Source organism: Fibrobacter sp. UWH5 (assembly GCF_900142505.1).
Taxonomy (GTDB): Bacteria; Fibrobacterota; Fibrobacteria; order Fibrobacterales; family Fibrobacteraceae; genus Fibrobacter.
On sequence record NZ_FRBB01000001.1, the window covers coordinates 444,351 to 470,760 of the forward strand.

The following is a 26,410-nucleotide window of genomic DNA, read 5'->3' on the forward strand; positions in this document are numbered from 1 at the left end:
TATGATCATTAGAAGTATGTTCCGTGATGACATTAACCGCAAAATTGGTGGTGTTGTCAAGGTGGGCGAAACTACCGATTCCGTTCTTGCCCAGGAAATGAGCGAATACGTCGTGACCCGCGAGCTCCGCAGGCACTTTTCGGATTTCTTTAGCGCCTACGCAGATGCCTTTGACTCGCCGACAGACGATGTCGGCGTATGGATTTCCGGCTTCTTTGGATCTGGTAAATCTCATTTCCTCAAGATGCTTTCCTTCATTTTGGCAAATTGCGAATTTGGAGGTACAAAGGCTGTAGAGGTGTTCCGTGAAAAGTGGGCCGATGCAGGCTCCTTCATGAACGTAGATAAGTCAACCAAGGCACCTACGGATACAATTCTCTTTAACATTGACATTGAAGGCTTCGCGTCAAAGGATAAAACCGCCGTCCTCAAGGTCTTTGCCAAGGTGTTTTACAACTTCCGGGGCTTCTATGGGGAAGATCTCAAGGTTGCCCGACTAGAACAGCATCTTGAATCTGAGGGCAAAACCCAGGCTTTCCATGACGCCTTCCGTGCGGCGACAAATAGGGATTGGTTTGACCTCCGTGCTACTGCGCTGGACTTTTCCCCTGCGGCGGTGGCAACTGCTATGTCCCAGGTTCTTGACATGACCGAGGAGGATGCTTACAAGTGGATTGATGGCGAGGCAAATGTGGAGACCTCCATCAAGCAGTTGGTAAGTGAGATAAGCAAGTTCGTATCCAAGAAGCCCAAGGACTATCGTCTTCTATTCATGGTGGATGAAGTCGGTCAGTATGTGGGTGCCGATACGGATCTTCTCTTGAATCTTCAGTCTGTGGTTGAAGAAATTGGTAGTAAGTGCCAAGGCAAGGTCTGGGTGGTTTGTACCGGTCAGGAAGCTATTGACGAGATTATCAAGGCCCGAGTGAACGAATTCTCCCGAATTCAGGCTCGTTTCAAGACACGTTTGTCTCTGTCCTCTAGTGCTGCTGACGAAGTTATCCAGGAACGTATTCTAAAGAAGAAGGACGAAGCAGCAGATGCTCTTCGCCAGGTCTATGAGACAAATGACTCCGTTCTTCGAAACCTGTTTACTTTTAAGGACTGCGTACTTGATATCAAGGGGTATGTTGGTGCGGAGGACTTTACCCGCAACTTCCCCTTTGTCCCTTATCAGTTCCGTCTTTTGCAGAAGGTCTTTGGCGAAATTCGTAAGCATGGAAACTCCGGCACTCATTTGGCTGGTGGTGAACGTTCCATGCTTTCGGGCTTCCAGGAAGCTGCTGTGAAGATCCAGGAGAAGAATGAGTTTGCCCTGGCGCCCTTCTATCTGTTTTATGACACGGTTTGCTCCTTCCTCAACAGCGATATTCGCCGAGTAATCGAACGCTGTAGGGAAGCTGCTGAAAATGGAAACGGTATTGAGATTCAGGATGTTGATGTCCTCAAATTGCTCTACTTGATTCGATACGTAGATGATATTAAGGCTAATCTGGATAATATCATTGTCCTTATGGCCGACAATATCCAGTTGGATAAGATTAGCAAGCGAGAAGAAATCCAGCACAGCTTGGATAGGCTTCTTTCTCAGAATTACATTGGCCGCAATGGTGAGATATACAACTTCCTTACCAATGAAGAGCAGGAAATTCAGCGTGCCATTGAAAATGACACTGTAGTCGATACTTCCGATGTGGTTTCTAAAATTGGCTCGATTATTTTTGACCAGATTTACGATATCAGGAAGTTCCGTTACGGAAATGGCAAATACGATTTTGACTTTGACCGCATAGTCGATAATCAGACTATTTCTGGTGGCTCGGGTGGCATGATTTTGCAGATTTTGACTGCTGCCACGGATCCTGCGGATAAGCGCGATGCCATCTTGATGAACAACTCCGTTGGCCGAGCCATTGTTGTTTTGCCTGACGTCAAGTATTACGAACAGCTTGAACGTGCTATGAAAATTCGCAAGTACGTGAAGCAGCGTAATGTAGCCCAGTCCTCCAAGCTGGTGCAGGATATTATTCGCGGTCAGATAGACAACGCTGGATCTCTTGAGGCAAACGCCCAGGAACTCCTCACAAAGGCCATTGAGGGTGCTGTCTACTATGTTGACGGTAATAAGATTGATTGTTCTGGGGACGCTCGCAAGAGGCTGAACCAGGCCCTGGAAGTCCTTGTTGCCCACATCTACAAGAATCTCGGCATGGTAACCCGTAATTACGAATCTGATTTGGATATTGTATCGATTCTAAACGGGGAAGCTCCTTCCTTTGACGGTACTGAACCCAATGTGGAGGCAATGACCAAGGTTGAGGAATACCTTGACATGCAGGACCGTATGAAGGCTACTACGTCCATGGCTGACCTGCATCGTCGTTATGGTGAGAAACCCTACGGCTGGCGCGAAATTGATATTGCCGGCATTGTTGCCTACTTGATTTACAAGCAGAAGGTTACCATCAAGTATGCTGGGAATACTGTACAGCCTAATGACGCCAAAATGCTTGATATGCTCCGTCGCAAAAGCGAAACCGGCAAGACGATTGTTAGCAAGCGTCTATCGGTGTCCTCGATGAAGATGAAAAATGCAGTTAGCTTCCTTCGTGAATACCTGCATGCAATGTCTGTCCCCACCGATGAAGATGGTCTTGTAAAGTTCATTCTTGATAACCTGGATCTCCAACGCAACAATTACGCTCAGTACAAGGCTCGTTACACCGGTCGTTCCTATCCGGATTTTGGAATTGTTTGCAAGGCTATTGAACTGATGGAGAACATCACATCCCAGAAGTCCGATAACATTGCCCTGGTAGACCGTCTCCTTGAAAAACAGGACGAACTTCTTGATAGCCGCGAGCGAATGGAGCGGGTCAGCAATTTCTTGACAACCCAGTATTCTCTATTCGATTCTGCGGTCAAGTTGGCTCAGGACCTTAAGAATGACCAGGAATACATCAATGAAAATAACGAGGCCCGTAGAGCACTGGAAGAACTCAATAGCATTATTGAAATCCCTGCAGGGGAACCTTACTGCTATGGCCGTATTCCCGAACTTAACGAATTGATTTCCAGGCTTAAGACTCTACATAGCGAGATGTTGAAGGCCAAGCGTAGTGCTGTGATAAATTCTATAGCTCAAAGTAGGGAACTTGTGAAGCAGGCTGCTGGCGCCGAGGAAAGTGGCAAGGTTGCCTATTTGGTAAACGAAGCCTATAACTTCCTGGAAGCTAAGAAGGAATACGCGGATAAGTTGGCTAATTTGGCTCTTCTGGACGCCCTCCTTCCTCAAATATCAAGTAAGGTGGATGGTTTTTGCCTGCGTATCGAGGATGCTCTTAGGCAGACCGCAGAACCTATTCCCGCTCCGGATGTTCCCAGTTCCCCAGAACAGCCGAAGCCTGCGCCCAAGAAGTATGTGAAGGTGTCTCGCATGCAGGTGTTCCGCCCGAAACATTTGGAAACAGAGTCTGAGGTGAATGCTTACGTAGAAGAAATCCGTAAGCAGATGTTGAACTTGCTGAAGGGTAACGACGGTATTGAACTGAATTAAGGAGGAGTTATGTCAGATACATCAATTAACGTTAACAAACAGTGTGTAAAGGCCTTCCTTGAAACGGGTAAGGAAAAGCAGTTCCTTATACCTGATTACCAGCGCCCTTATGACTGGACCTCTGATGAAGTGGATACCTTGTTTAACGACGTATGGAACTTTGCCAAGACTCGTGGTGGATCGACCCGTGAAGCAACCTATTTCCTTGGTTGTGTGGTGTCATACATCAAGGATGGCAAGCAGGAAATTATTGATGGTCAGCAGCGCATAACCTCCCTTACGTTACTGCTTCGTGCTATCTACACCAAGTTGCAGGCTTCTTCTGACGAAAATGCGGCCAACTTTAGGAACGAAATTGAACCGACACTTTGGCTGAAGAACAAGTTGAATGGCAAGATAGACTTCAGTGCTATTTTGCTGGAATCCAAGGTTATCAGCGACAAGGATCGAGAGTCCCTCCATACGATTCTGCGGACTGGTGTCGCACCCGAAGGCGCAACGGACAAGTATTCCAAGAATTACAATCAGTTTGTAGAACTGTATGAAAAGGCCTCTAAGGATGATGCTCTTCAGGTATATGACTTCATCTACGCTTTGCTGAATCAGGTCATCGTGATGCCTATAACGGCTGATACTCAGGAGACTGCTCTCACCATATTTACGACGTTGAATGACCGAGGCCGTCCTCTGTCTGATGCTGATATCTTCAAGGCTCAGATTTACAATCGCTTGCCTGATGCGGAAAAGAAGGAGGCCTTTATCAAGTCTTGGAAGGAACTTTCCAAGGATGCCGAAGAGGCTGGCGAGAGTATTCAGCGCTTGTTCTACTACTATATGTTCTATTTACGTGCGTTAGAGTCTGATGTAGACACGACCACGCCGGGTGTTCGTAGATATTATCTCGAGGAAAAGAAGGATAGGCTCCATAAGCAAGACTTGATGAGTAACCTCAAGGCCGTATTGGGCTTGTTCCAAGTGGTCAATTCTCAGGCTGTCGCTGAGGGTGAAGCTTGGAGTTCCGATATGGGCGTGCTCAAAGCCTTGGACGTTCTGTCTTCTTACCCCAATGAATTTTGGAAGTATCCAGTGGTGACCTACTACCTCAAATACCGTGGTAGCGATGACTTTGCAGCGAAGTTCTTGTTGTTTATCCGCAAGATGATTGTAGAACTGTTGCCGAAGTATTTGGAAACCCATACCATTAACTCGGTTAAGACGGGTATTTTGAAGCTTAATACTGCAATCATATCCAGTGATAAGCCGACGTTTGACTTCAACGTATTCTCTAATGATGATCTTCGTAAACAGTCTAAGACGCCCCATAGCAATGCTGTGCGTATGTTGCTGAAGCTTCTTGCCTATGATGAGCAGGATACTCTTCTGCCTTCCAAATGGGAAATTGAACACATTTTGCCGCAGAAGTGGCAGAAAGGCTATTTCCCGAATAATCCTGACGAGGAAGTTAAGGAAAAAATCGAACACCTTGGAAATAAGGTCCCCTTCGAAAAGAAGTTGAACATTGTGGCCGGTAACAACTACTTCACCAAGAAAAAGGACTTGTACAAGGAATCCAAAGTGGCTGTAACCAAAGCTATTGGTGAAAATGAGTCCTTGGAGGTTTGGGGCCTTGACTCCATCATTGAACGTGATGTTGCTGTAGCCGAAAGTGTAGTCTCAATCCTTGATGGTTGGCGTAAGGACTATGCCGCTGGAGGTGCTGTTGCGCAGCCTTCTGTGACTGCGGAACAGCAGGCTTTGATTGACCAACTTAAGGCTACTGGCTTTGATATTTCTGCATTGAACAAGTAACGGATTTGGTATAGCTATGGATAAGAACGCAATCAAGAATTATGCTGTGTGGGCTCGTAGGGAGCTCATTTCCCGAGTGAGTCAGAAGGCTTTGCAGTATGGCATTGATGCCGATAGTGATGTAACGGCGAATGTGTCTACTGTGAATGGCAAGGTGCTTTCCGAGGCCGAAAAGCAGCAGCGTTCCGCCTTGATTGCGAAAATCCGTAAGGAAGGCTATGAGCAGGTAATGGAAGAAGTTGCCTATACTTGGTTCAACCGCTTCTGTGCCCTTCGCTTTATGGAAGTGAATGACTACTTGCCTAGTCACGTCCGTGTGTTCAGCGACGATGAAGGCACCTTTAAGCCTCAGATTATGGCAGAGGCTATCAACTTGGAGATGGAAGGTCTCGATCAGAGCAAGGTTTATGCCTTTAAGAGCGACGACAACGATGGTGAACTATTCAAGTACTTGGTAATCACTCTGTGCAACGCCTTGAACAAGGTTTTGCCCGGAATGTTCCAGCGTATTGCTGACTATACGGAATTACTGTTCCCAGACTACCTGCTGGAGCCCAATAGTGCTGTGGGTAAGCTGGTGGCAGATATTCCCGAAGAGGATTGGAAGGATGCCGTACAGATCATTGGTTGGCTGTATCAGTACTACAATACGGAGCCTAAGGACAAGGTGTTTAAGGACCTTGAAAAGAATATCAAGATAACCAAGGAGAAAATCCCTGCTGCGACACAGCTGTTTACGCCGGACTGGATTGTTCGCTACATGGTGGAAAACAGCCTTGGCCGCTTGTGGTTGGAGGGGCATCCTCAGCATGCTGATGTCTTGAAACCAAAGTGGAAGTATTATTTGGAGGAGGCCGAACAGGAAGATTCCGTAAAAGACCAATTGGCGGCTATTCGTTCTGATTATGCGAAGCTAAAACCTCAGGATTTGCGCTGTATTGACCCTTGTGAGGGTAGTGGACATATCATTGTGTATATGTTTGATGTTTTGGTGCAAATTTATCAGGCTTATGGCTATACTCCAACGGATGCAACAACCCTTATTGTGAAAAACAATTTGTTTGGCTTGGATATTGACGATCGTGCGGCTCAGTTAGCTTACTTTGCCGTGATGATGAAGGCTCGCCAATATGATAGCCGGTTTTTTAGCCGTGGAGTTCAACCGCATATTTATTCCATTATGGAAAGCAATGACCTTGATAAGGCGATGCTGGAATACTTTGTAAATGGTGATGAAACGCTTAAGAACTCCCTGAGCACCTTGGTTAAAGATTTGTATGATGCCAAGGAATATGGCTCTATACTAAATGTTTCTTCGGTTGACTTTGACGCTATCTATGGTCGTGTTGACGAAGTAAGGAATGAACCTAGCATTTACCAGTTGCCTGTGGTAACACAGCTTTTGCCTTTTGTGCAAATAGCTGAGACGATGGCTCAAAAGTATGATGTGGTTGTGACGAATCCGCCGTATATGGGTGTTAAGGGAATGGGGCGATTGCTTACAGATTATTTGAAATCGCACTATCCGCAATCGAAGTCGGATTTAAGCACCGTATGTATGGAAAAAACATTGAGCATGTGTAAGGGAAATGGCGTAACGGCTATGATAAACATTCCTGTATGGATGTTTTTGACAAGCTATGAGAAATTGCGTGAATCTATATTATCGTGTAGTACGATTTGGAGTATGGTTCATCCGGGGAGGGGAATCTTCGGCTCTGATTTTGGAACAACAGCCTTTGTTATTGGAAAAAAAGCTATTAGCGGATATTCAGGCATTTACGCAAGGTTGTTTGATAAGCAAGGCGAAGTTGAAAGCGTTAGTAGTCGAGAACAGGCTTTTCTCTCAAAGAAAGGCCGTTTCTCGACTCAACAGAGCAAATTTTCTAAAATTCCTGGAATGCCTGTTGCCTACTGGGTGAGTGATAAGGTTTTTAACATTTATGCTGAGTTTGAGAAAATAGAAGACGTTGCTTCCCCGAAGCAGGGTTTTGCAACTACCGATAATGATGTATTTCTTAGACTATGGTTTGAAATCCCTTTCGACAAGTTTTCTACAGGGGTTCAATCATTTTCAGCGGATACAGGTCCGATTAGCTGGGTCCCCTATAATAAGGGGGGGGCTTATAGGCCATGGTATGGTAATTTAGACTATGTGTGTTATTGGAAAAATTCTGGATTGAAGTTGAAAAAACATCCTAAGGCTGTTCTTCGAAATCCGGAATATCAGTTTCAAAGGAGTATCACATGGTCATTGACGAATAGTAGCTTCTTTGGAGCTCGATTTAGAGAAGAAGGTTCCTTATTTGATACTAATGGGATGTCGTTATTCGCGTCTGATGATTTGTTCTATTACTTGTTGGCGTTCTTGTGCTCTAAACCCGCAACTGAATTTATGAAGATAACAAATCCAACTTTGGCAAGCCAAGTAGGGGATATTGCTCGTTTGCCTGTTGTTGTTTCGGATAAGAATGTTATCAAATCTGTTGATGAAATTGCAAAACGAACCATTCTATTATCACGAAACGACTGGGACTCTTTTGAAACATCTTGGGACTTCCGTAAACATCCGCTCGTTCCATCTCGTGAGGAATGGAATGAAAATGCAAAGTCTCAGTTTGCTAATGATCGATTGAGTAAATTAGGCTCTGTTCGATGGAATTATGAAAATTGGGAACGGGAATGTGAATCACGCTTTACCACCCTCAAATCCAATGAAGAAGAATTGAACCGTATCTTCATTGACATCTATGGTCTTCAGAATGAGCTGACACCTGACGTAGAAGAAAAGGATGTTACCGTCCGTAAGGCTGATTTGGAAAGAGATATCAAGAGCCTAATCAGTTATGCTGTGGGCTGCATGTTTGGTCGCTACAGCTTGGATAGGGAAGGCTTGATTTATGCTGGTGGTGAATGGAATCCCGCTGAGTATAAATCCTTTGTGGCTGATACCGATAACATTATCCCTATCTGTGATGATGAATACTTCTCCGACGATATTGTCGGTCGTTTTGTGGAGTTCATTAAAGTTGCGTATGGCGCAGACCAACTAGAGGATAACCTAAAGTTCATCGCCGATGCACTTGGCGGTAAGGGTACGGCTCGCGATATTATTCGCAATTATTTCCTCAATGATTTTTTCAAAGATCATTGTAATACCTATCAAGTAAATGGCTCCGGAAAACGTCCGATTTACTGGCTCTTCGATAGCGGTAAGAAGAATGGCTTCAAGTGTCTCATCTATATGCACCGCTATCAATCCGATACCATTGCACGAATCCGTACCGACTACGTTCACGAACAGCAGAGCCGTTACGATACCGCCATCGATGGCATAAACTCTCGCCTCAATGAGGTCATTTCTTCCAGTGAACAGGTCCGCCTTAAGAAACAACTTGCCAAGCTCATGGCACAGAAGGAAGAACTTCATGCCTATGAAGAAAAAATCCACCACCTGGCCGACCAAATGATCTCCATCGATTTGGACGATGGAGTTAAGGTCAACTACGAAAAATTCAAAGACGTTCTCGCAAAGATTAAGTAGGTTTGATATATGGCACTAATGATAGACATAGAAAACCTGCTGAGCAAACAGAAGGTGGAAAGTAACCGAGTGGAATTCAAGGAAGGCTGGAATCCCGATGCGATTTACCATTCCATCTGTGCCTTTGCCAATGATCTTGACAACCTAGGAGGGGGCTATATCCTTGTTGGTGTTAAAGAGGTTAATGGCGTTGCTGAACGCCCTGTATTAGGGGTGCAGCTGGATGAATTGGATGAAATCCAAAAAAGCATGACGGGTTTCAATAATAAGTTTGATCCTTATTATCTTCCTCGAACATCTGTAGAAGAGGTGGATGGGAAGAATGTCTTTGTAATATGGGCTCCAGCGGGTGCGAATCGACCGTACGAGATACCGACGCATGTAACCGTTAGTAAGAACTGCCCAAAGGCCTTTTATGTTCGCTCGGGAACCAGCTCCATTGAGGCTAAGGGGGAGGTCCTTGATGAACTGCGCGATATGGCAAGTCGCGTTCCTTTCGATGAACGAGGAAACCCGTCCGTTAAGCTCACGGACATTTCTCCTGTGCTTGTTTATGACTACTTGCGCAAAGTCGGCAGCAAGTTGGTTTCTGCATCTCAACCGTCGGATATGCAGTCTATCTTAGAGCAAATGAACCTTTTTGATGGACCTGTGGAAAATAGGGCCATTAAGAATGTTGCCGCAATGATGTTTTGCGAAAATCCTCAGCAATTCTTCCCCGTGTCTAGGGTTGAGATTGTCATTTTCCCGGATGGTCGTGAACAGAATCCAGATAATATCATTGAACTGTCGCCTATTGAGGGACCGGTCACGAAGATGATTGCCGATACCTTAACCTACCTTAAGACCAATGTGGTCAAGGAGGCGGTGGTCAAGCAAAAGGATAGTGAACTCTCTTTAAGGTATTTCAATTATCCTTATCAGGCTCTTGAAGAAGCTGTGGTTAACGCCCTGTTCCATAGAGACTATAAGGACCGTGAGCCTGTTGAAATAACAATTGAACCCGATAAGATTAGCATTTTGAGTCATTCCGGACCTGATCGGTCTATCTCCAGGGAGGCTATCAAGGAAGCTAAGGTTTTGAGGTCTCGTAGGTACCGAAATCGCAGATTGGGTGAGTTCTTAAAGGAATTGGAACTGACTGAAGGTCGTGCTACAGGTATTCCCACTATCCAACGCGGTTTGGCGTTGAATGGCTCTGGAAAGGCTGCCATAGACACTGATGATGAAAGAACTTATTTCTTGATTGATATTCCGTGTCATCCGGAGTTCTACAAGGCTTATTTGAGAAGTAAGGGCTTTAGTCGTGAGCGCCTGTTGAAGTGCTTAAAGGGGTACATGCTCCAGGTTAATAATCTGCTTATCATCCGTAACTTTGGTGGTGGTGAAGAACCTAAATATATCCCGGTGTTTAGTCAAACTGAACTTGAAATTCTAGGAAAGGTTTCCTCTGAAGATATTGCTGGTATGGCGGAACTGGTTTTCTCCATGGAAGGGGCTATGCCTATCGTAAGTCTTATGCATGCTGCCCATGAGAGCAATAGGAGCCGTTTCAGGAATAAGATGTTGACGCCTCTGTTGACGCTCCGCTTGATTGAAATGACGATTCCAGATAAGCCCAATAGCCGCAATCAGCAGTATAAGTTGACGGACTCGGCTTATGAGCTCTTGGCCCATTTTGAGCAAGTCGAGTAGGCCTTGTCCCAAGTCGTGTCCCAAGTTAATTTTACGAGAAAAAGATGAGACTTTTACGAGCTTTTTTGATACTTTTTATCTAGAATTGTTGAATTTTGCTCAAAAAAGGCGTTTTTGCCTCGTAAAAATTACGAGAGATTACGAAAAATTACGAGAAAATACGAAAGATTACGAGAAATTGTCCCAAGTTATGTCCCAAGTTAATGCGTGAGTCTTAAATGGATATAGAGCAGATTGTATTAGAGTTGAATAAAAGGTTTGCACAGCCCCTGCCGACGTTCTACCGCCGTCGTATTATCGTGTGGAACGATGCCGATGGGGAATTCAAGGACGCTGTCGATGAGCTCTCCTTGGATAACGCCAAGGTGGTCAAGCTGACCGGCAACAACAACTTTGCCGTAAGAAAACTCCTGTCCGTAGATGATCCGGATAGCAATATCCTGCTCTATAATCCGATTGCGTACGACAATCCGGACGATAACTGGCTTCTGGATATCGAACTTTATGGCGAAGAATTCCGTGCCGATATGGTGTCGATATGGATGGAGGAACTCCATATCGCAGACAATCCGACCTTACGTGAAATTGTCAAGCGTTACCGAAAGTTCTTTGGTTCTAAGGAACGCCGAGACCGCATTACAAGATATTGTTTTGACCTAGGTTCCCCCAGTAAGATAATCCTTGCTGTAATGGCGGCTATTGGCAATATGCGTTCTGCAAATGCAAAGTATGTCATTCGCAAGGTTCTCATGGCCGGTTTGAATGTGGGCGAGAACGATGTTATTGCAGAGTTCTCCAAATATGGGGTTGATGACGACTTTGCGAGAGTTATAGCTAACCTAGGCTATAGCGAGACGGACTTGAACCTGGAACATCTTGCTTGCCATATCCTGCTTACCGCTGCAAGCCAGTCCATTGATCCAGACAATTTGGCTGGTTTGGAGAACTATGTATCCGAGCCGCATCAGCAGCCCTGCTATGAAATCGTATCGGAATGGATGCATTCTGATGATATTGAATCGTTGAAGGAAATTGCGGATCGGGTCGAAAAGGTTACTGACTTGACCAATATCCTTCGAAAGCTGGATGTTGACGATATTCTGGGAACAGAATGTCTGCCCTGCATTGATGAGGTTATTCTCGGCAAGATCATGGTGGACGTGGCTGACCAGAACGTGGATATAGAACTTATCAGACGTGCCGTTGAAAAACGCCGTACCTGCGTATGGTACGATTCCTGGCGCCCTATGTACGAGGGCTTGCTGCAGGTGTCCAATATGCAGGCGTTCTATAAGGCTCATGCTGCTGCGGGCTTCCATATTGTGGAGCCTAAGAAGATTTGGGAAGCCTATACCACAGAGTATTACAAGATGGATACCTATTACCGCAATTTCCTTAAGAATTTTGCGGAGTATTCCTATAATGCCGATCTTGACGATTTGTTTAAGAAGGTTGCGGATCAGGTTGAGAACCTTTACAAGAATTGGTTCTTGGGCGAATTAGGTGCCAACTGGACCAATTCCGCTGCCGAGGAATTGGGCAAGTTGGGGTATATTGACGGGATTGATCGTCAGTGCGACTTCTATAATCGATATGTGGCCTCAGCGAAGAGCCGAGTCATTGTAATTATCTCTGACGCCCTACGTTATGGTGTTGCAACATCCTTGGAAGAACAGTTAAAGAGGGAATCGCTCTGCAAGGTGAAAATGAGCAACATGCAGGCTGTTTTCCCGACCATTACCAAGTTCGGTATGGCAGCTTTGCTTCCTCATAGCAATTTGACTGTAGAAGTTAAGGGCTCTGATAAGACTGAACATTTGGCTGTTCTTGCAGATGGAATGTCTACGGACGCTGGCAACAGAGATGCTGTTCTAAAGAATGGTAATGCCAAGAGTGTTGCCATGAAGGCTGACGACTTTAAAGCTATGAACCGTTCGGACCTGCGTCAGATTGTGGAAGGTATGGAAGTTGTGTATGTATACCACGATACAATCGACGAGGCAGGTCATAAGGGTGATATATCCGTAGCCTGCGATGTTGCCGTTAAAGAAATTGTGGACTTGATGAAGCGTATTTTCAACATGTTCACTGCGCCTAGTGTCATTGTTACTGCGGACCATGGCTTCCTATATACCCGTAGCGCACTTTCTGAAGATGAAAAGGTGGATAAAACCTCCGACAATTCCATGGACGTTGAATATGGACGCCGTTATGCCATTATGCAGAAAGGGGCGACTCCGGATTATCTGATGCCGGTCAAGTTCCTCTATAATGACGATATGGAGGCTTTTGCTCCTCGTGAAAATACCCGCATAAAGATGCGCGGTAATGACGGCAATTTTGTACATGGCGGCGTCAGCCTCCAAGAAATGGTTGTTCCGGTGGTAGAATGCTATTTCTTGCGTGGAGGAAACAAGGAACTGGTGAATAATCGTTCTAAGTACGAAACTAAGCCTGTGTCAATCAATTTGCTTTCTACTGGCCGCAAGGTAAGCAACTTGATCTTTACGCTGGATTTCTTCCAGGAAAATCTGGTATGTGACAATCGAGAAAAGGCTGAATATAAGGTCTATTTCGTGGATTCTGCTGGCAATAAAATTTGCGAGGAACAGAAGATTGTTGCAGACAAGAAGACCGAGGATGAAAAACTTAAGCCCTTTAAGGTCAATTTCAAACTGAAACAGGCCAAGTACAATAATACGGATGATTATTATTTGGTCATTGCAGACGATAAGGGACTAGAAGTTAACAGAATTAACTTCCAAATCGATATACCCTTTGCTACAGACGACTTTAACTTCTTTGCTTAATTAGGTAATGGTATGAGTGACGTTCGTGAAACTATTAAGGTGAAGCTCCGTGAAAACTTTGCGGGTAAGATTGTCCGTAAGGACCTTACGAAGAAGATTAAGGAAGGGGCGAACGTTCCGGTATATGTCCTTGAGTTCCTTCTAGGTCAGTATTGTAGCTCCGATGACGAGACTATCATTGAACAGGGGGTTCAGCAGGTTAAGAAAATCCTTGCTGATAACTTCGTGCGCCCTGATGAAGCGGAAAAAATTAAGTCGCGTCTTCGCACCAAGGGAACCTATACTGTAATTGACAAACTCTCGGTTACGCTCAATACGAAAAATGACTGCTACTTTGCCGAGTTTTCGAACTTGGGCTTCAGCACTGCGGAGGGGATTGTTGTTCCCGACGAGTATCCTGAAAAGTACGACCGCCTGCTCTGTGGTGGAATTTGGTGCATTGTTCAGCTTGACTATGAGTTCGTTGAAGAGGAAAAGGGGGTGACCCCTATCCGAATCCGCAAAGTGACTCCGATACAGATGCCTCGAATCGACATTGACGAATTGAAGGCTGGGCGTAAGGCGTTCTCCAAGGAAGAATGGATCGATGTTATGCTCCGTTCCACGGGTATGGAGCCTGATTCCCTCACGGATCGCGAAAAGTGGCTCCTGATGGCTCGTATGCTGCCTTTAGTGGAGAACAACTATAACCTTTGCGAACTAGGCCCTAGAAGCACCGGTAAGAGCCATATTTACAAGGAAATTTCACCGAATAGTATCCTTGTGTCTGGTGGTCAAACCACTGTTGCAAACCTCTTCTACAATATGGGTCGTAAAACCGTGGGACTTGTTGGCCTTTGGGACTGTGTCGCCTTTGACGAAGTTGCAGGAATCAACTTCAAGGACAAGGATGGTGTTCAGATCATGAAGGACTACATGGCTTCAGGTTCTTTTGCCCGTGGCAAGGAAGAGAAGGCCGCCAGTGCTTCTATGGTATTCGTTGGCAATATCAACCAAAGCGTGGACGTTCTTCTTAAGACATCCAGCCTGTTTGATCCGTTCCCGCCTGAAATGGGGACTGATACGGCTTTCTTGGATAGAATCCATTGTTATGTACCTGGTTGGGAAATCCCTAAGTTCCGTCCGGAACACTTCACTGGGGACTACGGCTTCATTACCGACTATTTGGCCGCATTCGTCCGCGAGTTGCGTAAAGAGCAGTATGGGGATGCCTTGGACCGTTATTTCCATCTTGGCAAGAACCTTAACCAGCGTGATACCATTGCGGTCCGTAGAACTGTTGGTGGCTTGTTGAAACTGATTTACCCTGATGGAGAGTTCTCCAAGGAACAGCTAGAGGAAATCCTTAAATTCGCCTTGGAAATGCGTCGCCGCGTCAAGGAACAGCTGAAGAAGCTGGGTGGCATGGAATTCTATGACGTAAATTTCTCCTACATCGATAATGAGTCCTTTGAGGAACATTATGTGTCCGTGCCCGAGCAGGGTGGTGGAAAGTTGATTCCCGATGGAGTTTGCAATCCCGGTCAGGTTTACACGGTTAGCCTAGGAAAATCGGGCATGCTGGGCGTATTCCGCCTAGAGAGTCAAATGCTTCCGGGCAATGGCAAGTTTGAACGTACGGGTCTCGGTAGCGAGCGCGATGCCAAGGAATCCTCTAGTGCTGCGTTTAACTTCTTGAAGGCAAATGGCAACCGTATTAGTGGCTCGATTAGCACGACCTCCAAGGATTATATCATCAACTATCAGGACCTTCAGGGTATTGGAATGACATCCACGCTGGCTCTGCCTTCGTTGATTGCCTTGTGCTCCATTGCATTGGACAAGCCGACCATCGGCACTATGGCTGTGCTGGGTGAAATTAGCATGAGCGGCACCCTGATGAAGGTGGAAAACCTTGCGAATGCCCTCCAGGTATGCTTGGATAGTGGTGCCAAGAAGGTTCTGCTGCCAATCACCTCTGCCGCCGATTTAGGAACGGTTCCACCGGAACTTGTCGGCTGCTTCAATCTCATCTTCTACAGTACCGCCGAGGACGCCGTATTCAAGGCACTCGGGGTGGAGTAAGAAAATGGCTAAGGTTTTTATTAGTTATGCTCATGAGCCGTCTATTAATGGTAAGGTATTTGATTTTGCAAATAGACTCCGTACTGAATTTGCGATAGATGCTGAAATTGACCAATATGAAGAGGCTCCAGCGGAAGGGTGGCCCAAATGGATGATGCGACAAATACAAGAGTCTGTTTTTGTGCTGGTTGTTGCGTCTAAGTTGTATAATGAGCGTGCATCTGATTTCTCTGGCAGTAAAGAGGGTGCTGGTGTTAAATGGGAAACCAATATGGTTTTGCAAGAGCTGTACTTGAATCCTGCAAGTAATACCAAGTACATTCCGATATTGTTTAATGAGTTTGACACAATCAACATTCCACTACCTTTACAGCCCTATACTTATTATGATGTGACCGATCCGGATCAGTTGAATAAATTGGTAAATCGATTAAAAGGCTTGTCAAAATCAAAACGACCTCCATTGGGTTCTAAAGTTGACATAGATGAATCTCTGGATGCCAAGCCAAGAAAGTCATTGTTCTTTTCTACGATTATTGATGTTGATTTGTGGAATGAGGCTAAGTGGGGTGGCGTTGTTTATGCATCTTTTCAAGATGGTTCAGAACCGCCAACCATGGCTTTATTCTTTGCAAATTATGAGTATGGAAGGAAAATCTTTGAAGGATGGAAAAATGTTTTCGGCCAAAATGATGTAAATGATGAAATTAGAATTTCCATTGTTGAGGATATTTTTGCTGAAAAACCAATGGCGTATGGGGTGTCTATTGGAAGTAATCCTAGGGTAATCGCGGATAAAATGTCTACCATAGGAATGGACTTACATAATGACTTGCAAATAAACTTGTCTAGAATACATTTTATGTATCCAACAACAACAGAAAATCTTGATCGCTTTAAGAGAGACTGCAAACAACACAAAAAGTTTAATTTGGCTCTTGCTATTGTCGACAAAGAGTCTCTTGCTGCAAAACTGGATCCTAGGTATTCTATTGAAAAACGAGAGATTTCCTTCAAAACAAGAGCGGAAGTTGAAAGAAATCCAAACGATATAGACCAAAGTATGCTAAACCCCTGTTCCTAGGTGGTGTGTAATGATGAATTTACATCCTTTGTTGAAAATGGCGTGTATATTTGGTGCGGTGCATGTGAGAAGCTATCCGAGTGGATAGACCTCTTTGCTTTTTTAGAAAAAGGAGAACGAATGATTGAATGGTTGTCAAATAACATCAATTGTGGTACTATTGTCTCTGCTTTAGTAGGTGCTATTATTGGTGCAGTTGTTAAACATTTTGTAAGCCTTAAGACAAAAAAAAAGGAAATTGAACTAGAAAATGAAAATGACAAGAAAAAACGGAAAATTGCTTATCTTGATGAGTTGAAACATTCCGCTATTGCCATAGGACGTGAGTTGAATGATATAACTCTATGGTTTGGACTATCGGATTTCCAAGAAAAAACAAAAGATTTCTATGATTCAATTGAAGAATTTAAACAAACCGTTTTGTCTGCCCCATCTTGCGTAGATGGGGTTGAAAAAAATCTGTTGACAAAATTAATCATCAGTCTTAATCGGTTTGCTGAATGCTCAAAAATTGCAAATGTGTTTTTGCAAAACATGAACGCATTTTCTAAAATACCTTATGAGGATCCAAAATTTATATCAATGCAACCTCGTCATCAAAGAAATATTGATGGTTTTGATAATTGCAACAAAGCATGTGAACAATTAAAGTCCGAAATTCAATCCACTGTTGATGAAATTTGGCCGGAAAAGTGATTTACCAAAGTCCTAGATTTTTTTTCTAGGGCTTTTCTTTTTTTTGAAATTTACTTGTAAATTGAGAAAATCATATAGCAGCAAAAATATAATCTTCTCGTAGAAGAGTTCCGTTACTAAAAAGAATACGGAAAAAATATAAATTGTCATCTATTGACATTGGACCTAATATATCTTTACTAGCATGGCGCAGTATAGATATGCAAGGAATGATAAAGGTGTCCTCTATGACATAGAGGACGTTACTCCGGATATCCGAAAGAATACCAATTTCTTCTGTGTTGGATGTGGTTGTTCGATGCGAGCAGGGCTAGGGAAGGTACGTGAGCATTATTTTGCTCATCAAAATTCCGATGCTGAACGCCAATGTAATCAAGAAACTTATCTCCATAAGCTTGGAAAACGCAAGTTTCTGGAACTGTACCAACTGCATAAGGCAAACGGAACACGCATGGCCGTTGCATTTAGGCGCCCTAGTGTGTGTGATGTTTCAGATTGTCCCTATGGGCAGACGGAACCTTGCCGTAATTCCGTTGTGGAAATGTATGAACTCTATCCCAGGTATTCTCAGGCTGTCGAGGAAGAATGGGATGAAATCTATAAACCCGATATTCGCTTGACAAATGAAGCTGGCGAAACCCTGTTTATAGAAATCTTCGTAACTCATCCTTGCTCGGAAGAGAAAATCAATTACGGAGTTCCTATAATTGAATTCTCGCTCCAATCTGACGAAGACTTAAATGTTATTTCGGATGAGGCTATGGCGGATGTGGATAATCCGCAAATTGAGTTCTACAATGCCCCATCGGAACCGGTAGTTGTTCCCCCTACATGTACAGAAAAAGTTGAAAAGGCTAGGATCGCCTTTCGTGATGAGCACCAGAGAAGCGTCAAAAGTAATACCGAACTATTGCTGCCGTACACAATAAAGCATATATGCCCGGACAAGGAGTGTCCTTTTCTTAAACAACCCGGTTGCTCCTGCTATGAAGCTCATAAAAATATTGATTTGACAGAGGCGTTACCTTACGTCGATGAAACGAATGGGCTTGTTTTGACTAATGGTCGAAAGCGCTTAAAGATTGATATGGTATTTAAATTCAATGAACGAAATCAGTATCCTGAAGGCGTTCAAGCGGCACAATACCTTGTTGACGATGTTTTAAAAGGTGATTTTGACCGAGTTAAGTATTTCAACTTTACATCAAGTAGAACTTGCAGAGCATGTGAAGACTGTGAATACATTCTTATTGTCCAACGTGAAGATGAAGGTATTCAAGCGTATAAGGAAAATCATCTCCCGCAGGTGTATGAACTCTTTAAGCAGGTAAAGTCAGGAATCTTGAGCTACATATTGGTAAATGTAGACGAGTTCAAAAGAAAGGTTGAGTTCGTGGAATGGGACGATCCAAATATCTTCAATGCGATGTTGTATAAGGCCTCAGTGGGTTATTTCGCTGGTGGAGCATCTGTGAAAAGTTGTTTTCTGTGTAGGCACATGACAGATAATAAGTACAGAAGTCAAAACAGCAATCAACCTATATATTGTTTCGCCACGCATTCTAGGTGCGATTCCACACAGGCTTGCTGTTGTGATCGATTTGAACCAGATAGGCGCCATTGGCTCAAACTAGTTCGTTTTGAAGATTGGCAAGAAGCGTTAAGCGAGTGCTGTGCAGAAACAATGTGGTTTAAGGACGAATAGCAATACTGTCGTTTTTCTTAAGTTTTTCAAAACACTTGAGTTTGTGCGATTTCCCAGATATATTTATGATGAACACCAAGGATTGTTCTTGTTGAAAGTGGTGTGCAGACTCATTTAGACATAGGGGAGGGGCTTATGGAACCTATTGTTAGCCTCGTCAATAACGTGAACATGCCGCAAGGTGGTGCGGTAGTAGATTATCAAGGCCTTGACTTTAGTTTGCTTTATGAAAGGTTCTTGGCTTTTCAGGAAATAGCTCCAAAAAGTTCTGATACATATAGAAAGGCAATTAAACAATTTCTTGCGTATCTTTCCGATTGTGGTATAAAAGCCCCTTCAAGAAGTGACGTTGTGGCTTATAGAAACAAGATGAAAGATGAGGGAAAGAAACCTTCTACGACGCGTTTGTATTTGACTGCGGTCAAGGTGTTTTTTCAGTGGTTGGATCAGGAAGGTATTTACAAGAATATCACCCAGAGAGTCAAAGGGTGTAAGTTGGATCATTCGTTTAAAAAGGATTATCTAACCTCGAATCAAGCTCGCAGACTTCTTGAAATCATGCCTCGTGAAACGGTTGAACAGAAACGAGATTATGCGATAATCCGATTGTCCTTAACAACGGGGTTAAGAACAATAGAAGTTGCTAGGGCTAATGTCGAAGATCTTCGTACGGTGGGCGACGATTTAGCTTTGTATGTTCAAGGCAAGGGTAAAGTGGAAAAATCCGTATTTGTGAAAGTGGCGCCTAAAGCGGAGGAGGCTATTAGAGACTATCTTGCTGCTCGAGGACATGTTGCTCCCGAGTCACCATTGTTTTCTAGTGGCGCAAATCGTAATCATGGAGGACGCCTGACAACAAGAAGTGTTAGCAGAATTGAAAAGACTGCGTTGCTCCGCGCTGGCTTGGATAGTCCGCGTCTGACTGCCCACAGCCTTCGTCATACTGCGGCGACACTCAATTTGCTTAATGGTGGCTCTTTAGAGGAAACTCAGCAGCTGCTTCGCCATAGCAATATCAATACGACTCTTATTTACGTTCATAGTCTAGAAAGGGCTCGAAGTGAGAGCGAAGCGCGTATTGAAAGGGCTTTGGGATAAAGATTTCTTTCAAAAAGGAAAATACATGAAGTGTTACGCTGGCATTGGTAACCGGAATCTTGATGGCGCTGTTTGCGATGCTCGTAATCAAAAAAATCGCTCCGATTATGTTTCGATTTGAAAGAAGCTCAATCTCGTCTGTATCTTTCTTTTTTTTGCCTTATGTAGGGCTTTTTCTTTGCCATGGTAGGCTCCTTTTTTTTTATTCCATAGTCTTTTTTTTGAGGTTCAAAAAAAGGAGTGGTTGCAATATATTTTTTTTGACAATTTTTCCTTTTATCTCGATATATATATATGATACAACCTCGGTCGCGTTTTTTTTTACAATATGTGTTATATTAAGTATAAAACAAGGAGATTATATGAGCGCATTTGATAGTGTTGTTTGCACCCAGGCTCGTCCGTTACCGGTCATTATTCTGGCTGATAATAGCGGCAGTATGGCCGATGATGGAAAGCTCGACTCGCTCAAGCATGCACTTGTTGACATGATCAAGTCATTCAAGGGTGCTTCATCCTCCAGCCTGGAAGCTGAAATCTATGTTTCAGTGGTGTCTTTCGGCAATAACAAGGCAACAATGGTCATTGAACCCAAGTCCGCAAGCGAAATTGCCGACAGCGCACCCTTGCTGGACGCAATCAATGGTATGCAGGCCAGCGGCAACACCCCCCTTGGCCTTGCCCTCACTAAGCTCGTCGACATGCTTGAACACAGGGAATCATATCCTTCCCGTGCATATCGCCCGTTCCTTGTACTTGCCTCCGACGGCATGCCCAACGATGAATGGGAAAATCCGCTTAAGCAGCTTCTTTCCGGCGAACGCGGCAAGAAGGCAACCCGTCTTGCGTTGTCCATTGGCGCCGATGCGGACGACTCTATGCTGGAAAAGTTCGTAGACAACAAGGAAATCCCGGTATTCAAGGCAACCGGAGTCGACGGAATTCGCAAGTTCTTCAAGTGCGTGACTATGTCCGCCATCAAGTCCAGCCAATCCGTCAGACCGGGCGAAATTGCTGCCGGGGAGGTCGTGAAAATCCTGGCCGATGACGACGGTGGACTTTTCGAGGATTAGTCGTTGCTTTCCAAGCTTCTAGCCAAGTTTCGGTGGAAACTCCTAACCGCATCCGTGCGTGGTCCGGGGCATGTCAAGGATGACAAGCCCAATCAGGACTGCGCCTTTGTCGGTTTTGTAGGCAAGTTTCTGCTTGTGATGGTATGTGACGGTCTTGGTTCCCATTCACATAGTGACTATGGCGCGAAGATACTCTGCGGGTTGTTTCCGGAATGCTTTCTTGAGTGGAGCAAGTACAGACCTAACAAGATTGACGACCTCCTGAGACTGCTACAGTCTCGCTGGCTGATCCGCGTGAGAAGCCTAGGCGTAGATACCTGTGGCTGCACCTGCCAACTTGCCATCCTGAACCCCAAGGGCAAGGGGTGGACTGCGCAACTGGGAGATGGAATGACCCTAGTTTGCCACGACGGTGAAATCAGCAAGTTCACCGAGGGAAAGAGTGGCTACGGGAACGAAACTGTCGCTATGGGAGATTGCAACCTTCAGCCGTACTGGAGAAAGAGCAAGGTAGACCTGTCCTCTCCGGGAGACAGGTTGCTGATAATGACCGACGGGATAAGCGAGGACATATTGCCACAGGCAGAAGGGAAATTCGTATCCACGTTCGACCTATTTTTCGGAAAATCCCGGTCCAGTGGAGAGAACGAACTTACCAAGGAACTGATTAACTGGCCGACCCCACACCACTTAGACGACAAGACCATTGTAGCCATTGAGTATAGGTAGATTATGATTTCGATGAAGGATATTCTGGACAAGATGCTGCTCACACAAGTAGGGACTGAAAACTCGGAAGTCTTCAAGCTTGTCGAATGCATTGGCGAAGGTGGCCAGGGTGCGGTCTACACGACGCAAAGAAAGAACCTTCTTGTCAAACTCAGCATCGCCAAGGAAGGTGCCGATGACGTCATCAAGGCAAAGTATAGGCGCTATGGTTCGTTAAGGGGTCGTCGCGACCTTCCGCAGTATCTGGCAAAACCCCTCAGTGAAATCACCCCCGTAGTCAAGGATGGATTCATCGTCTATGGATACGTAATGGAAATGATGGAGGACATGGTTTCGCTCCATTCCCTCTTCCGCAAGAATGGCGAAGACCCCACGGCATATATAAGCCGAATGGGTGGTATCCAGCGGACGTACGTCATCCTTCGAAAGATTGCCGAAATACTGGACGGCATCCACTCTATCGGCTATGTATACGGCGACCTGAATCCCAATAACGTCTTCATCTCGAAGGACCCTGCATATACCGAGGTTCAGCTGATCGACTGCGACAACCTGATGGTTGCCGCGGACTATGACGGGTTCATCTATTACCCAGGATACGGCGCTCCGGAAATACTCAAGGGAATGGCAAGGAACAGTTCCATTACCGATTCCTGGAGCTATGCTGTCCTTGCTTTCTACACCCTTCGACAGGCAATGCCTTTCCAGGGCAAGATGGTCATGGACGCAGGGACGATGGAACTATCTCAGCTGGAGCGTAAGGCCGAAGCAGGAGAACTACCCTTCATCGACGAAGACCAGAACAATGCTGCCGCACATGCTCTGCCCAAGGATGTGATGGAATCCCCGGCCTTGCAGCAGTTGTTCCAGAAGGCATTTGGCAATGACTCGTCACTGAGTTCGCGCCCCGTACTCCAGGAGTGGATCGCCGAGTTCCAGAACTGGGAGTATCGGTTTGTAAAGTGCGCCAACAAGGCCTGCGGCTCTGTTTACCTGAAATACAAGGGTGTTGACAAGTGTCCATTTTGCGACGAGAAATCCATCGAGCCATTCGTCGTTTGTCGCAAGATGATTCGACACGACTTATCCTGCAGCCAGTATGACGCCCCAATTATTGCGGTCGACTCGCCCGTGAAAGTCGAAATTTCCATTTCCGAATACAGGATGCTTCAACTGGAAGTGAGGCTGGACGCCAATTCGAAGAAAGTCTATATCAAGCAGCTTGGCGACGAGGACATTACGGTTGAATGGTCAATCAAAGCCATTGGTGCGGGAAAGAAGGTCGTTCTACGTCCCAACACCCCAATCGGTCTTTCCGTCCTAAACAAGGAAGACAACTTCCTTCAGTTTGCTGAGTACGCCTTCTGCGAAGGCAATAAGGCTCGGGGAGTTCTAAGGTTCACCTGCGGAGGCCTCAATGGTTAACAGCGAACTCTACAACATAGCCTGTTCCTGCGCGAACGAATCCTGCTACACTGACATCGTCTTTGACGGAGATTCGATCCAGCTAAAAAAGTTCGACATCTTGGAATACACGTCAAGTGGCGCCTTTGTCAATATCCATGCACGGGACATAGCTCTGTGGCCGGAATCGACAAACGAGACTTTCAATGCAGATTCGCTTTACATCGTCGAATCAGCCGAGTCGGTCAATGGAAAGACCAAGGTCGAGCTGATCAACTGGACTTTTGGCGGTGAAACCATCATGGGTGCGGACGAAATCGTCCAGGATGTCGTAGTGACCGATTCACTGATGGAGAGGTTGCCCAAGAACCTGCCGGTCACCAGCGTTAACACGATGGTTTCTTGGTTGAAGACTGAATTCCTATTCGACCTGGGCTATGAGGAATCGATGTTCTTCCGTGTAGTCGGTGGAAACGGTTCCCAGGATGGTTATTGGTTGGGAAGAAACTGGCTTGCTGAAGTCGTGGAAAAAAGGATCGGACAGACGGACTATCTAGTAGTCGAACGTCTGCTGAAATCACCGCAGAAAGCGATGAACGTACAGCGAGGCTGTGCAAAGATCCGCTTCGTCGATGAAAAGAACGCTGTCGAGGCAAATCCGATATTCAAGGCTCAACTGGCCTTGAGTTCTTCCGACCCGAATTCCATCATCAACCTGTGGCAGCGCTACAACGACGCCGACGAGGGCATCCTCAAGAGCCAACAGGAAATCTCCGGCATACTCCGCGTAGATAGCTTTTTCAAGAAGGATGGAAAGACCTGCGCCAATATCCAGAATAGTTCCGAGAGCATCGAGAATTTCAAGGGTGTGTATGAGGCACTGAAGGAAGACTACTCAATCTCTGTCAGTTCCCCATCCGTCAAGGACCCGTTGCAGGTAAAGAATGTTGTCTTCAATAGCGAACAGAGAACTATTTCCTGGGAATGGGAGGACAGGCTCCCGCACGAAAGGCTTACTGACGTCGAAATCAGGATTGATTTCAAACCGTGGGCAGTCCAGTCCAAGAGAAGAAAGGATGCTTTGGACGCAATCAAGTCCAGAAACATACCTATTCCAGCCATTACGGACTTGCTCAACAAGACCACGGTACCCACATTTGACTCCCAGCTGCCCAAGAACAGAATCCCAAGCGAATTGAGTTTGCGCAAAGCCTTTGGTGACAACAAGCCAAACGATGCCCAGCTTCGCGCACTAAAGGTTTGCCTTACGTCTCCGGATATCGCATTGGTCCAGGGGCCTCCTGGCACCGGCAAGACGAGTGTCATCCGTGCGCTCCAAAACGTCCTCCTGACAGCCGATCCGAGGCATTCTAAGTCTGTACCCAGCATTCTTCTGACAAGCTTCCAGCATGTGGCTGTAGACAATGTCGCCTCCGGAAGCAAAATCTGGGGGTTGCCGGTATTTCGATTCTATGGCGCCAAGAAGGACAGGGAACAGGTCTTTGAAGGTCTGAAGGCCTGGCAGACAGAGACTGCCGCTGCCGTCGACAAGCAGATAGACTCCCTCCAGGCCGATGCTGAATATGCGGAGTACGAAAAGCTGATGCGGAGTCTGCGTTGTGCAAAAGACGCCGAATCCGCCTACGAGATCCGATCCCTTCTCTCGGAAGTCCTGAAACTTGCTGAGAACGAAAATTTCCTGGCTCAGGACGAGGTCCAGGACCTGCAGGAGTGGAAACGGAGATTCTCGGACAGCAAGAAGGACGAAACCCTGTACTCACTTCTCATGGGCATCCGCATTTCCCCCACCAGCTTTCAGGACGACGGCAAGGTCAACATATCCCGTCTACTACGGTACTATGATCTTCGAAGAGACGTCATCGTCTGTCCTGCACTGGAACGTGAATACGACCGACTGAAGACTTTTGCCGACTCGGAACCGAGTCAGGCCGACTACACATGGCTACACGACCTAAGGAACGAGTGCGTGAACCAGGTGAACCCGGAGGCGATCGGGTCATTGGACAAGACCCTACTCCGGATGCTTCAGAACTATATCGACAAGACATTGATCCCGAACATCGAGGAACGAGTCAAACACAGCGACATCCATATGATGCAGGTACTCAAGGAGTACCGTGAATCCGTAGAATTTAAGTCCATCCGTAACGCAATGATGAAGTATGCAGTTACCTTCGCGGCGACGACTCAGCAGTCCAAGAGCGACGCATTCATCAATATGCTAGGCAACGAAAATTTCGGCTTTGACTACGTGATTGTAGACGAAGCGGCTCGTGCAAATCCCCTGGACCTGTTCATCCCCATGACATTGGCCCGAAAGAAGGTCATTCTGGTCGGCGACCACAGACAGCTCCCTCAACTTGTTGAGCAGAACATCCTGGAACAGATGGAAGGCGAGACCGAAAAGTTGGCAGAGCTGAAACTGTCCATGGAGCAGTCTCTGTTCGAATCTCTTTGGAACTATCTCAAGAACGAGAGAAACGATGGCATCGAACGAACCGTGACGTTGAATGTGCAGTACCGTATGCCCAAGAAGCTTGGCGATTTCGTCAGCAAGTATTTCTATGGAGAGGGGCAGGAAATCCTGACCAGCAAGGATCCTCTTGACTGCGAACATTTCGTATCCCGCTACAAGAAGCTTAATGGCGAAAGCAAGTGTGCAATATGGGAGGATGTGGACGGAAAGGAATCCGGACGAAAGAGCAAGCAGAACGAAGCAGAGGCTTCACGAATCGTGGAGCGCCTGAAGGAAATCGTTCAGGAGACGAATGAAACCATTGGTGTAATCGCCTCCTATAGCGCCCAGGTAAGACTCATCGAGAAGATGGTCCAGGAAACGCCCGTGCTGAGCGATGCTGTGGCCCGTCACCAACTGGAAATCGGCTCCATCGACGCTTTCCAGGGAAAGCAGTTCGACATAGTCTTCTTCTCGGTGGTCAGGAACAACAGCCACTCCGGATTCGGCTTCCTTACCATGGACAACCGACTCAACGTGGCTTTCTCCCGCCAGAAGAAACTCCTTGTAGTTGTCGGCAGCCGCAATATGTTCAGCTCAGGCGAGGCGAAGGAGAATGTACCCGCCTTGAACGCATTCATTGACCTTGCGGATTCGGAGGCTTAGT

14 protein-coding genes are annotated in these 26,410 nt (G+C 45.8%); all 14 read left to right on the forward strand.

Annotation, left to right across the window (positions count from 1 at the left end):
• The first annotated feature begins 1 nt into the window (after position 1).
• Positions 2 to 3,556, forward strand: coding sequence for a BREX system P-loop protein BrxC (brxC, locus tag BUB38_RS01950; protein ID WP_073156756.1), 3,555 nt, complete (start codon positions 2 to 4; stop codon positions 3,554 to 3,556).
• 9 nt (positions 3,557 to 3,565) lie between these two features.
• The gene (locus BUB38_RS01955; protein ID WP_073156272.1) at positions 3,566 to 5,365 is read left to right on the forward strand and encodes a DUF262 domain-containing protein; all 1,800 of its coding nucleotides are present in this window, start codon (positions 3,566 to 3,568) and stop codon (positions 5,363 to 5,365) included.
• A 16-nt stretch (positions 5,366 to 5,381) separates the two neighbouring features.
• Positions 5,382 to 8,909, forward strand: coding sequence for a BREX-1 system adenine-specific DNA-methyltransferase PglX (gene pglX / locus BUB38_RS01960; protein WP_073156274.1), 3,528 nt, complete (start codon positions 5,382 to 5,384; stop codon positions 8,907 to 8,909).
• 9 nt (positions 8,910 to 8,918) lie between these two features.
• Positions 8,919 to 10,604: an AlbA family DNA-binding domain-containing protein gene (locus BUB38_RS01965; protein WP_073156277.1), complete on the forward strand. Its 1,686-nt coding sequence runs from the start codon at positions 8,919 to 8,921 to the stop codon at positions 10,602 to 10,604.
• 218 nt (positions 10,605 to 10,822) lie between these two features.
• Entirely contained in the window at positions 10,823 to 13,414 is a 2,592-nt protein-coding gene (gene pglZ / locus BUB38_RS01970; protein WP_073156280.1) for a BREX-1 system phosphatase PglZ type A, read from the forward strand.
• Positions 13,415 to 13,426: 12 nt separating this feature from the next.
• Positions 13,427 to 15,478: a protease Lon-related BREX system protein BrxL gene (gene brxL, locus BUB38_RS01975; RefSeq protein ID WP_073156282.1), complete on the forward strand. Its 2,052-nt coding sequence runs from the start codon at positions 13,427 to 13,429 to the stop codon at positions 15,476 to 15,478.
• A 4-nt stretch (positions 15,479 to 15,482) separates the two neighbouring features.
• Entirely contained in the window at positions 15,483 to 16,562 is a 1,080-nt protein-coding gene (locus tag BUB38_RS01980) for an SEFIR domain-containing protein (protein ID WP_073156285.1), read from the forward strand.
• Between the two features lie 120 nt (positions 16,563 to 16,682).
• Positions 16,683 to 17,258 carry a hypothetical protein gene (locus BUB38_RS01985; RefSeq protein ID WP_139258156.1) on the forward strand — a complete coding sequence of 192 codons (576 nt, stop codon included), beginning with the start codon at positions 16,683 to 16,685 and terminating at the stop codon, positions 17,256 to 17,258.
• A gap of 184 nt (positions 17,259 to 17,442) precedes the next feature.
• Positions 17,443 to 18,963: a competence protein CoiA family protein gene (locus BUB38_RS01990; RefSeq protein ID WP_139258157.1), complete on the forward strand. Its 1,521-nt coding sequence runs from the start codon at positions 17,443 to 17,445 to the stop codon at positions 18,961 to 18,963.
• A 135-nt stretch (positions 18,964 to 19,098) separates the two neighbouring features.
• Positions 19,099 to 20,061: a tyrosine-type recombinase/integrase gene (locus BUB38_RS01995; protein ID WP_217650852.1), complete on the forward strand. Its 963-nt coding sequence runs from the start codon at positions 19,099 to 19,101 to the stop codon at positions 20,059 to 20,061.
• 362 nt (positions 20,062 to 20,423) lie between these two features.
• Positions 20,424 to 21,134 (forward strand): vWA domain-containing protein, encoded by a 711-nt coding sequence (locus tag BUB38_RS02000; RefSeq protein ID WP_073156293.1) that lies wholly within the window; start codon positions 20,424 to 20,426, stop codon positions 21,132 to 21,134.
• A 3-nt stretch (positions 21,135 to 21,137) separates the two neighbouring features.
• Positions 21,138 to 21,863: a PP2C family serine/threonine-protein phosphatase gene (locus BUB38_RS02005; protein ID WP_073156297.1), complete on the forward strand. Its 726-nt coding sequence runs from the start codon at positions 21,138 to 21,140 to the stop codon at positions 21,861 to 21,863.
• Between the two features lie 3 nt (positions 21,864 to 21,866).
• Positions 21,867 to 23,288 carry a serine/threonine protein kinase gene (locus BUB38_RS02010; protein WP_073156300.1) on the forward strand — a complete coding sequence of 474 codons (1,422 nt, stop codon included), beginning with the start codon at positions 21,867 to 21,869 and terminating at the stop codon, positions 23,286 to 23,288.
• On the forward strand, positions 23,281 to 26,409 hold the full coding sequence (locus tag BUB38_RS02015) for a DEAD/DEAH box helicase family protein (protein WP_073156303.1): 3,129 nt from the start codon (positions 23,281 to 23,283) through the stop codon (positions 26,407 to 26,409). Before BUB38_RS02010 ends, BUB38_RS02015 begins: the two co-directional genes overlap by 8 nt.
• The last annotated feature ends 1 nt before the right edge of the window (position 26,410 follow it).

What these genes read in the sequence shown, in the direction of transcription:
- BUB38_RS01995 (WP_217650852.1), top strand. Translation starts at nt 19,099, where the DNA reads ATGGAACCTATTGTTAGCCTCGTCAATAACGTGAACATGCCGCAAGGT.
- BUB38_RS01990 (WP_139258157.1), top strand. Translation starts at nt 17,443, where the DNA reads ATGGCGCAGTATAGATATGCAAGGAATGATAAAGGTGTCCTCTATGAC.
- BUB38_RS02000 (WP_073156293.1), top strand. Translation starts at nt 20,424, where the DNA reads ATGAGCGCATTTGATAGTGTTGTTTGCACCCAGGCTCGTCCGTTACCG.
- pglX (WP_073156274.1), top strand. Translation starts at nt 5,382, where the DNA reads ATGGATAAGAACGCAATCAAGAATTATGCTGTGTGGGCTCGTAGGGAG.
- BUB38_RS01985 (WP_139258156.1), top strand. Translation starts at nt 16,683, where the DNA reads ATGATTGAATGGTTGTCAAATAACATCAATTGTGGTACTATTGTCTCT.
- BUB38_RS01955 (WP_073156272.1), top strand. Translation starts at nt 3,566, where the DNA reads ATGTCAGATACATCAATTAACGTTAACAAACAGTGTGTAAAGGCCTTC.
- BUB38_RS01965 (WP_073156277.1), top strand. Translation starts at nt 8,919, where the DNA reads ATGGCACTAATGATAGACATAGAAAACCTGCTGAGCAAACAGAAGGTG.
- brxC (WP_073156756.1), top strand. Translation starts at nt 2, where the DNA reads ATGATCATTAGAAGTATGTTCCGTGATGACATTAACCGCAAAATTGGT.
- pglZ (WP_073156280.1), top strand. Translation starts at nt 10,823, where the DNA reads ATGGATATAGAGCAGATTGTATTAGAGTTGAATAAAAGGTTTGCACAG.
- BUB38_RS02015 (WP_073156303.1), top strand. Translation starts at nt 23,281, where the DNA reads ATGGTTAACAGCGAACTCTACAACATAGCCTGTTCCTGCGCGAACGAA.
- brxL (WP_073156282.1), top strand. Translation starts at nt 13,427, where the DNA reads ATGAGTGACGTTCGTGAAACTATTAAGGTGAAGCTCCGTGAAAACTTT.
- BUB38_RS01980 (WP_073156285.1), top strand. Translation starts at nt 15,483, where the DNA reads ATGGCTAAGGTTTTTATTAGTTATGCTCATGAGCCGTCTATTAATGGT.
- BUB38_RS02010 (WP_073156300.1), top strand. Translation starts at nt 21,867, where the DNA reads ATGATTTCGATGAAGGATATTCTGGACAAGATGCTGCTCACACAAGTA.